Genomic DNA, 9,388 nt, shown 5'->3' with positions numbered 1-9,388 from the left:
ATCGACCGCACCACCTACAGAGCCACCATCAGCATCGCCATGCTTACGAACAGCCCTTGACACCCACAGCCCCGCCTTAACTGAACGGCGTTGCCTCTAGCCCCCTGCACGCGGCGCCGCCCGGCGGTCCCACCAGGCGGGAAGCCCCCTGGCCCCCGGCTGAAACGTTTGTAGGATCTATGTCGGATCGTCGTCCGGCCGTATGGCCGGACCACTTGGACCGAGGTCTTTGGGCGTTCGAAGATTTCCCTCCCCGCTCCGCAACCGCTTGCGGAGCGGGGAGCGTCTTTGCGGTCGCCCTCCGGGGGGCGGGCACCACCACACACGGGGCATAGGGGAAGAGCTGGTACAGATGAGGGCACTAGACGCACCGTCCGCTGCGCTGGGGGGCGCACGAGGGGACGTGCAGACGGACGTGCTGCCTGACGCAAAGGTGATGCCAGTCGCGTACAACCCTGACGGGGGCAGACGTGTCCAACTGGCGTGGCAGAGGTACTCGAATTCACCGCGGTACGGACGAGGGGCACGGCCCTCCGCCCGCCCCGCCCCCGCATGTCCGGCGCGCCCGGCGGCATGCCGGTGATCGCCCCCATGCCCGCAGCGCGGCCCGCCCGCATACCCGGCCAGCGCGAGGGCGCTGAGGAGACGACGGCCGCCGGCACCACGGTGGACCATCTGACCGAGACCTACCGTGCCCACTACCGCTCCCTCCTCGGGCTCGCGGCACTCCTCCTCGACGACACCGCCTCCTGCGAGGACGTCGTCCAGGAGGCGTTCATCCGCGTCCACTCGGCGCGCAAGCGCGTCCGAGACCCGGAGAAGACGCTCGCCTACCTGCGGCAGACCGTCGTCAACCTGTCGCGTTCGGCGCTGCGCCGCCGCATACTCGGCCTCAAGCTGCTGTCCAAGCCGATGCCGGACATGGCGAGCGCGGAGGAGGGCGCCTACGACCAGCTGGAGCGCGACTCGCTGATCCGGGCCATGAAGGGCCTTCAGCGCCGCCAGCGCGAGGTGCTGGTGCTGCGCTACTTCGCGGACATGACCGAGGCCCAGGTCGCCGAGACGCTGGGGATATCGCTGGGCTCCGTGAAGGCGTACGGGTCGCGCGGCATCGCGGCACTGCGTATCGCCATGGGGGCGCCGGCATGAGCGACCACGAGGAGCGGCGCCCGGACTTCCCGGGACGCGACTCCCACGAACGACACGAGCCCGATGTGTGGCACGAACCGACGGACCGGTCCGCGCCCCGCGAGGACGACCACGAGCAGCATGCTGGGAACGGAACTGTGAACCACCGCCCCGACGACCAGGGCCCACAGGAGGCCTGGCCCGGACGCGCCGCTCCCGACGCGTCCGCCGCCGACCGCTTCGAGCGGGAGAGCGACGAAGCCGACGACCGCCCGGGTGCGGGCGCCGGCAGTGTTGACGGCCGTACGGGCGCCGACGGGCTCGGCGCCGGGAGGGACCGGCTCATGGCGGCGCTCGGGGGCTCCCGTGGCAAGGGCCCGGGCTCCGGGCAGGCGCCGGACACGGACGAACCCGTGAGGGACCTCCAGGGGCTCGCTTCGGACGAACTGGCGCTACGGCGGATGCTGCACCAGGCGGTGGATGACATCGAGCCGCGCGACGGCGCCCTGGAACGTCTGCGGCACGCGGTGCCCGCCCGGCGGGCGCGCAAGCGGCAGGCCCTGGTCGGCATGGCGGCCGCCGCCCTGTTCATCGGCACGGCCGTCCCAGCCCTGATCCATGTCTCAGACGCCACCGGCCTCGACGCCGATCCCTCCATCGCCGGCCAGGCCTCGCGGGCCCAGGACGGCACGGGCCAGAGCAAGGGCCCGGACGGCGGCTCCACCAGCGTGGCGGGCACCGGCGGCACGTCCGGGGACAAGGGCTGGACCGGCCAGAAGGACAAGGAGGGCAAGGGCAGGGGCACGACCGGCGGAGCCACCGGCGGGGCCAGCCCGACGGCCTCCGTACAGACCGCGCCCGGGTGCACGGTGGCCCAGCTCGGCGGCGCGAAGGCCACCACGGGCGCACCGGACTCCACCGGCACGGTCTACGGCACGTTCCGTGTCGCCAACGTCTCCACCACCGCCTGCACGGTCTCGGGCGGCGGCAGCGTGACCACCGCCCCCCAGGGCGCGGCGGACCCGTCCAAGATCAGCGTGGTGAACCATGTCGCCGGCGACCCGGCCACCGGGCTGCCCGACCCGTCCCAGGAAGTCGCCTCGCTGGTGCTCAAGCCCGGCGAGGCGTACGAGGTCAAGTTCGCCTGGGTCCCCTCGGAGACCTGTCCCAGCGCGGGCGACGGCACCGGCGGACCCTCACCGGACCCGAGCCCCTCGGAGAGCGTCGGCACCGGCAGCGGCACGATCTCGGACAGCGGCGGAACGGCACCGCAGCTGATGCCGGAGGACGGCGTGGCCGACGGCAGCGTGGTCGTCTCCCACACCTCCGTGACCGGTTCCGGAACCTCCACGGCAACGGTCTCCAACGCCTGCGCCGGCACGGTCTACCGCACGGGCATGCTCCCGGCGACCTGAACCAGGGGCCCGGCGTCCCCGCTGCTGTCCGGGCCTCGTCGCACAGCCGGACCTGGCCCGCTCACCACCGCGTCGGGCCGTGGTGCCTGTCGGGCCGTGGCGGTTCTCAGGTCGCCGCGGCCCGGGCCTGGTTCTCCTCGGTGGCCGTGCCTTCTCCGGCCGTCTCCGCCGGGGCCCCGATGACCAGGCCCAGTTCCGCGTCGCGGGCGTACTCCACCTCGCGCCGCAGCAGACGGAACCACATGAAGACGGTGAAGCCCGCGAAGACGAACCACTCGCCGGTGTAGCCCAGGTTCTGGAACGCCTTCAGATCCAGCCCGGTCCCCTGAGGCACCGTCGCCGGTACCGCCTTCATCCCGCTGTCGGCCCTGTCGAGCGTGACCCAGGCGTCGTACACGCGGTACGGCACCAGGTTCACCAGCGACGCGGAGCTGATCGCGGCGGTCTGCTCGGGGGGGAGCCCCCCGCCCCCTCCCACCCCGTTCGCCCCCGGGCTCTCCGAGGCCTGTAGCGCGCCGGTGACGGTGACGTCACCGGTCGGCGCGGCCGGCGCCTTCGCCGGGTCCGCGTCACCCGGCAGCCAGCCCCGCACCACGGGCAGGGCCTTGCCCCCGTCGGTGCGCAGCATGGTCAGCACATAGAACCCGCGCCTGCCGTCGAGCTCCCGGTCCGGCACCAGCAACTGCTTCCCGTACCGTCCGGTGGCCGTGGCCCGCTTCCCGGACGTGTTCTTGTCGACCGGCAGCAGCTCCCGAAGCGGCCGGGGCGCCTCCGTGCGGCCCGCCGTGGCCTGCTCGCTCGCCGCCCGCTGCTCGTGCATCCGGGACTCGAACCGGCTCAGCTGCCATGACCCCATGAAGACGCAGAAGGGGATGGCCAGCAGCACGAAGACGTTGATCCCCCACCAGCGGGGCGTCAGCAGAAACCGGTACACGCCCTCAACGGTACGGTGCCGCCCCCGCGGACCCGGCCGTGGGGCCCGGTGTACCGGGACGCGCCCCTTCCCGCACGCCGGGCGGCCCCAGGTGTGCCCCCATGGGCCGCCGCTTCCTCACCTGCCCAGATGGCGCTCCGCGAAGTCCAGCTCCAGCCGTACCTGCTTGATCCGTTCGTCGACCACCAGGGAGCCGTGTCCCGCGTCGTACCGGTACACCTGGTGCGCCGCACCCCGCGCGGCGAGCCGGTCCACATAGTTCTCGACCTGGCGGATCGGGCAGCGCGGGTCGTTCACCCCCGCCGAGATGTACACCGGTGCCTTCACCGCGTCGACGTACGTCAGCGGCGACGACGCCTCGAACCGCTCCGGCACCTCCTCGGGGGTGCCCCCGAGCAGGGTCCGGTCCATGGCCTTCAGCGTCTCCATCTCGTCGTGGTACGCCGTCACGTAGTCCGCGACGGGCACCGCCGCGATCCCGATCGTCCAGGCGTCCGGCTGGGTTCCGAGCCCGAGCAGGGTCAGATAGCCGCCCCAGGAGCCGCCGGTCAGGACCAGCCGCTGCGGGTCCGCCAGCCCGGACGACACCGCCCACTCCCGTACCGCCGCGATGTCCTCCAGCTCGATCAGCCCGACCCGGTGCTTGAGGGCGTCCGTCCACTCGCGTCCGTACCCCGTCGAACCCCGGTAGTTGACCCGCACCACCGCGTACCCGTGGTCCACCCAGGCCGCCGGGGCCGCCGCGAACGCGTCGCTGTCGTGCCAGGTGGGCCCGCCGTGGATGTCGAACACCGTCGGCAGCGGCCCGCTCGCCCCCGCCGGCTTCTGCACCAGCGCGTGGATGCGGCCGCCCGGGCCCTCCACCCACACGTCCTCCACCGGCACCGACCCCGGCGACTTCATCCCGGGCGGATCCAGCACGACCTCGCCCGACGTCGACCGCACCACCGGCGGCTCGGCCGCCGACGACCACAGGTACTCCACGGTCCCGTCGGGTCGGGCCGTCGCCCCGGACACCGAGCCCGGCGGCGTCGGCACCCGCACCAGCTCGCGCGTCGCCACGTCGTACCGCAGCAGCTCGCTGCGGGCTTCGAAGCTGTGCACGATCAGCAGCGCGGAGCCGTCCGGATACCACTCCGCGGCCACGTCGCCCGGCAGCTCCAGCGCGAGGTCCGTCTCCTCGCCCGAGACGACGTCCCACACCAGCGGCTCCCACCGGCCGCGCCGCTGGTGCCCGACCAGCAGGCGGGTGTCTCCGTCGACCGGCGCGAAGCCCAGCGCCTCCAGGCCGAGCTCGACGCGTCCGCCCTTGGTGTCGTCCAGCTCCGCCACCGTCGAACCGTCCGGCCGCAGCACGCGCAGCGCGGAGTGCATCGCGTCGCCGTGCTCGGTGTGCTCGACGGCGATCAGCGAGCCGTCGTGCGAGAAGCCGCCCAGCCCGGCCGACTCGCGGTGCCGGTAGATCTCGACCGGGTCCTGACCGGCCCGGACGAGATGGATCGTCGAACCGTCCTCGTCGGTCGAGCGTCCCACGACCGCCGTCCGCCCGTCCCGCCCGATAGCGAGCCCGGCCGGGTACGAGGGCTTCAGGCCGGGGGCCGCCGGCTCGTCGGTCCCGGAGCGGGGGCCGGAGGCGCCGGGCGTGAATCGCTGGCGTCTCCAGATGCCGAACTCGTCGCCGTCGGTGTCGTCGAACCACCAGATCCACTCGCCGTCCGGTGAGAGCACCCCGTCCGTCGTGCCGTTCGGCCGGTCCGTGACCTGGCGCTGCTCGCCCGTGGTGCGGTCCCACGCGTACAGCTCGTACGTCCCCGTGGCGTTGGAGACGAACAACGCGCGGTGTGGTGCGTCCTCCGCCCAGTCCGGCAGTGACACGCGCGGTGCTCGGAAGCGCTTCTCCCAGTCCGGCATGTCCTCGGCGCGCTGGGGCCTGGTGGGGCCGTTGCTCTCAGTCATGGCCCCATAGTGCCTGGCCCGGGTCACATCGTGCGGGCCAGGCCCCCAGCCTGTGGACAACTCTCCGCGGCGGCCTCCTGACCAGGCGCTACCGCGCCGGGCGGAGCGGGCCCCGGGCTTCCGCCCCCTGCCACCCGGCGCCCGGCGGCCCCGTACCGCGCGGTCCCCCAGCCTTGCCGTCCCGCCCCGCCCCGCCGGTCCTCCACCCCTCGTCCCGCCCCCGCCCGATCCTCCACCCCCGCCGTCCGCCCCCGCCACGGCCCTCGCCGCGGCCCTCGCCTACCCTCGCGGCGTCTCGCGGCGCCTGCGCCCCGTGAGTTCCGCGAGGCCGCGGCGCGTCGCGGCCAGGACCACCCGGTCCTCCGGCCGCAGGACATACGTGGGCGGCAGGTCCCACACCAGCCCCGAGGGGCGGCCAGGACCGCCCGTCTCGGGGTCCGGCGCCTGGGCCCGTTCGCCGGGCGCCGCGGTGTCCAGGGCGAGCACGCGCCAGGCCCCCGCCCGGAAGGCCTGGGCGACCGTCCGCCCCTCCAGTTGCGGATGCCCGGCCACATCCACGGCGGCGAACAGCAGCACCCGGCGCTCCACGGGGATCGCCCCCAGGATCTGCCGCCCCAGCATGGCCCCCGCGAACGCGGGCGCGGCCAGGTGCGACACGCTGCGGCTGCGGGTCGAGGCATGCGGGTGCGCGGCGCGCAGGGTGCGGTAGACGGCGGTCGCGAAGTCGTCGTCGTACAGGCGCAGGACGACCCTCAGGTCGGGCCGTAGGGAGCGCGCGTACAGGACGGCCTCCAGGTTCGTGGTGTCGGCGCTGGTGAGAGCGAGCAGCGCATGCGCCCGGTGGATCTTGGCGGCCTCCAGGACGCCTTCCTGGGTCACGTCGCCGAGCACGACCGGCACCCGCAGCCGCCGGGCCGTCGCCAGGCCGCGCGCCTCCGGATCGCCCTCCACGCACACCACGGGGATCCTCAGCTCCCGCAGCCGTGTGAGCACCCGCGTGCCGATCTTGCCAACGCCGAGCAGCACCACATGGCCCGACAGCCCGCGCGGCGGCTTGCGCAGCGCGGTTCCGCTGCGGAAGGTGCCGAGCGCCTCGAGGACGGCCGCCAGCAGCACGGGCAGCAGCAGCAAGCCCACGAGACCGGACAGCAGTTGCAGGATCTGCCGCCCCGCGGGCTCCCCGACGGCCGGGTTGTTGATCGCGAACAGGTCGAGCAGCGTCAAGTAGGTGGCGCGCAGCGGAGGTTCCCCGGTGACCGCCATCGATGCGACCGCCAGTGCGACGACACAGCCCACGAGTCCCGCGAACGACCAGCGCAGCCGTCGGGACAGCAGCGAGGCCAGGGGAAGAACACTGCGTCCGGCGGGCAGCGCGGGACCCGCGTACGAGACGGTCTCCAGGACGACCGTGCCGCGTCCGGTGGCCGCGGCGACGGCCCGTTCGTCGGGCAGGAGTTGCGGCCCCTGCTCGCCGCTGCCCTCGGAACCGTCGGCGCCGACGGGGTCGCTCGCCGTAGCCGACAGCAGCGCGAGGGTGCACAGTCCGGGGTCGGCGACCTCGCCGGGGCGCGGCGGCGGGCGTTCCACGGCCCGCAGCATCAGCCCGTCGGTCTGTACGACCTTGGTGGTGCCGGCCACGGCGGTCGCCGCCAGTGCCGGCGCGGCGGTGTCGGCGTCGGACAGGACGGTCGTGGACGCGTCGAACGCCCCGGCATCCGTGTCGCTCTCGCCGGAGGCCAGAGCCGCCGCCTGGTCGAGGAGTGCCTCGATGTACTGGCCGAGCCGCCGGTTGTAGAGCCGCAGCACCAGCCGGAGCCGCGGGTTGAGGCGGCGGGCGGTGAGCGCGGCGCGGATGTTGGTCTCGTCGTCGTCATAGACGAGCGCGAGGGCCGCCGCCCGCTCCACTCCGGCCTCGGCGAGCACGGCCTCGGAGGCTTCCGATGCCTCCAACAGCCGTACCGTGCCGGATGCCTGGGCGGTGCGGGGGCCGCCGGTGCCGGTGCCGCCGGTGCCGCGCCCGTCCGCGCCGTTTCCGTTGCCATTGCCGTTGCCCGCCGCGCGTGTGACGGCGGCGGAGACCCGGTCGAGCAGCGCGGAGGCACGGGCTCGGCCCACCACCGGCTGCCGGGCGACCCGTGTGGCGGGCGGCACGACGAGCGTCACCTGCTCGTCGTGCACCCCGCGCAATTCGGCGGCCAGCCGGTGCGCGAGCCCGTCGTCCCCGCACACGACCATGTGCATGTGCGCGGCCGTGTCACCCGGCCCGTTCTGTTGAGGAACGCCCACGGGGAGAAAGACTGCCCTGGGGGCGGGCCGGTTCCACAGGGGGCGGGGGTGCCGGAGGCGCCACACTTGTCGAACGGGCACGCGAGAGGGGAGACTTCTACAGGTCTGTAGGGCTTTCGCGCCGCGGGCCCGGTGAATCCGCCCGTCCGCCCTGGGAGCGCGCCTGATGTTCGGCATGAGTGAGCTGGCCCTGATCCTCCTCGTGGTCGTCGTCGTCCTGGGGATCAAGAAGCTGCCGGAGCTGACGCGTTCGGCGGGGAAGGCGACGCGGATCCTCAGGAGCGAGGCGAGGGCGCTGAAGGAGCAGGACGACGCGGCGCCGGGTGCCGGCCGTGTGATCCGGGGGACCGTGGTCGGCCGGGACGCGCCGTCGGCGCGTTCCTGACGCGCGATCTTGCGCCTCTTTCACAAAAGGAGCCGCCCCCTGATCGGCCCCCGGTCCGCTCCCTGTCCCGTCCTCTGATCAGCCCCCGCAATTCGGTGTCATCCGAACGGGTCATCGTGCTGGACGAGGCGGCGATTCGTGAATCCGTGAGTCATACTCATGGTGTCTCTGCTGTATGCACACGTTCCAGGAATGCGATGTGTACGCGTTCCGGGAACTCAGGCCGTCACCTTCGAATACGCAGGCCCGGACGGGTGGCATCGGGCCCCACGGGCCGGACCATTCCCTGAGGGGGCCATTATGGCCGTGGAAATTCCGCCCCTGGTAAAACCCTCCCGGCTCAGGAGCCGAGGGGGCCTCTTCGGCGAATGCCTCGCGGAATTCCTGGGGGTGCTCGTAATCATCTCCTTCGGCTGCGGTGCGGTTGCCATGACGGTTGCCGCGCTGCCGGGATCGGGCCGTACGGCCGGGCCCACCACCTTTTTCCTCGGCGCCGGTGACTGGCTCCTCATCGCCTGGGGCTGGGCGTTGGCCGTGACCTTCGGCGTCTATGTGGCAGGCGGTGTCAGCGGCGCACACCTCAATCCCGCGGTGACGCTCGCCTTCGCGGTACGCCGCGGTTTCCCCTGGCTCAAGGTGGTTCCGTACATGGCGTCGCAGGTGGCCGGCGCCTTCGCCGGGGCCGCGCTGGTGTACGCCGTCTACCACGACGCGATCAACACCTTCGACCGTGCCATGACGGGCCCGAAGACGAACGGGCACACCCTCGCCACCTTTTCGATCTTCGGAACGTTCCCCGCGCCGTACTTCCAAGGCAGCACGTGGGGCCCGCTCGTGGACCAGATCGTCGGGACGGCCTTTCTCGTCATGTTCGTCGTGGCGATCGTCGACCTGCGCAACACGGCGGTGAAGGCCAACCTCGGTCCCCTGGTGATCGGCTTCGCCGTGGCCGCCATCGGCATGTCGTACGGGGCGAACGCGGGCTACGCCATCAACCCCGCCCGGGATTTCGGTCCCCGTCTGTTCACCTGGCTCGCGGGCTGGCAGGACCTCGCGCTGCCCGGCACCCTCGCGGGGGCGTTCAGCGACTACTTCTGGATCCCCATCGTCGGCCCCCTCGTCGGCGGAGTGATCGGGGTGGTCGTCTACGACCTGTTCATCGGCGACGTCCTCCACGTCAGGTCGCAGCTGGGAGAACTCCCGGAGTCCGGCCGGACCCGCCCGGAGGGGGGCCCGCCGGAGGAGGAGTGAGCCGCCCACCCGCGCCCGGGCGGCCGGGCGGGC

7 protein-coding genes are annotated in these 9,388 nt (G+C 73.1%); 4 read left to right on the top strand and 3 right to left on the bottom strand.

The window, feature by feature from the left end:
* Positions 1 to 573 precede the first annotated feature (573 nt).
* Both ABZ823_RS29065 and ABZ823_RS29060 read left to right on the top strand, forming a co-directional pair.
* Positions 574 to 1,149 carry a SigE family RNA polymerase sigma factor gene (locus ABZ823_RS29065; protein WP_361665822.1) on the top strand — a complete coding sequence of 192 codons (576 nt, stop codon included), beginning with the start codon at positions 574 to 576 and terminating at the stop codon, positions 1,147 to 1,149.
* On the top strand, positions 1,146 to 2,543 hold the full coding sequence (locus ABZ823_RS29060; RefSeq protein WP_361665819.1) for a hypothetical protein: 1,398 nt from the start codon (positions 1,146 to 1,148) through the stop codon (positions 2,541 to 2,543). Before ABZ823_RS29065 ends, ABZ823_RS29060 begins: the two co-directional genes overlap by 4 nt.
* A gap of 106 nt (positions 2,544 to 2,649) precedes the next feature.
* Here the strand turns inward: ABZ823_RS29060 and ABZ823_RS29055 are convergent, their stop codons facing one another.
* The 3 genes from ABZ823_RS29055 to ABZ823_RS29045 form a co-directional block, all read right to left on the bottom strand.
* On the bottom strand, positions 2,650 to 3,477 hold the full coding sequence (locus tag ABZ823_RS29055; RefSeq protein ID WP_361665818.1) for an SURF1 family protein: 828 nt from the start codon (positions 3,475 to 3,477) through the stop codon (positions 2,650 to 2,652).
* A 117-nt stretch (positions 3,478 to 3,594) separates the two neighbouring features.
* Complete coding sequence (locus tag ABZ823_RS29050; RefSeq protein ID WP_361665817.1) at positions 3,595 to 5,433, bottom strand: prolyl oligopeptidase family serine peptidase; 1,839 nt, start codon at positions 5,431 to 5,433, stop codon at positions 3,595 to 3,597.
* A 279-nt stretch (positions 5,434 to 5,712) separates the two neighbouring features.
* On the bottom strand, positions 5,713 to 7,668 hold the full coding sequence (locus ABZ823_RS29045) for an NAD-binding protein (protein ID WP_361665821.1): 1,956 nt from the start codon (positions 7,666 to 7,668) through the stop codon (positions 5,713 to 5,715).
* Between the two features lie 217 nt (positions 7,669 to 7,885).
* On the opposite strand from ABZ823_RS29045, the gene ABZ823_RS29040 reads away from it, so the two are divergent.
* Both ABZ823_RS29040 and ABZ823_RS29035 read left to right on the top strand, forming a co-directional pair.
* Positions 7,886 to 8,104: a twin-arginine translocase TatA/TatE family subunit gene (locus tag ABZ823_RS29040; RefSeq protein WP_361665816.1), complete on the top strand. Its 219-nt coding sequence runs from the start codon at positions 7,886 to 7,888 to the stop codon at positions 8,102 to 8,104.
* Between the two features lie 300 nt (positions 8,105 to 8,404).
* Positions 8,405 to 9,355: an MIP/aquaporin family protein gene (locus ABZ823_RS29035; protein ID WP_361665815.1), complete on the top strand. Its 951-nt coding sequence runs from the start codon at positions 8,405 to 8,407 to the stop codon at positions 9,353 to 9,355.
* Positions 9,356 to 9,388: the final 33 nt, after the last annotated feature.

The sequence above is a fragment of the Streptomyces sp. NPDC047079 genome, from assembly GCF_040643755.1.
Lineage (GTDB): Bacteria > Actinomycetota > Actinomycetes > Streptomycetales > Streptomycetaceae > Streptomyces.
Note: the sequence above shows the minus strand (reverse complement) of the source record. Positions and strands in the feature narration are given on the sequence as shown.

Coding starts and splice junctions, on each gene's coding strand:
- ABZ823_RS29050 (WP_361665817.1), bottom strand. CDS start 5,433: ATGACTGAGAGCAACGGCCCCACCAGGCCCCAGCGCGCCGAGGACATG.
- ABZ823_RS29040 (WP_361665816.1), top strand. CDS start 7,886: ATGTTCGGCATGAGTGAGCTGGCCCTGATCCTCCTCGTGGTCGTCGTC.
- ABZ823_RS29045 (WP_361665821.1), bottom strand. CDS start 7,668: ATGGTCGTGTGCGGGGACGACGGGCTCGCGCACCGGCTGGCCGCCGAA.
- ABZ823_RS29065 (WP_361665822.1), top strand. CDS start 574: ATGCCGGTGATCGCCCCCATGCCCGCAGCGCGGCCCGCCCGCATACCC.
- ABZ823_RS29035 (WP_361665815.1), top strand. CDS start 8,405: ATGGCCGTGGAAATTCCGCCCCTGGTAAAACCCTCCCGGCTCAGGAGC.
- ABZ823_RS29060 (WP_361665819.1), top strand. CDS start 1,146: ATGAGCGACCACGAGGAGCGGCGCCCGGACTTCCCGGGACGCGACTCC.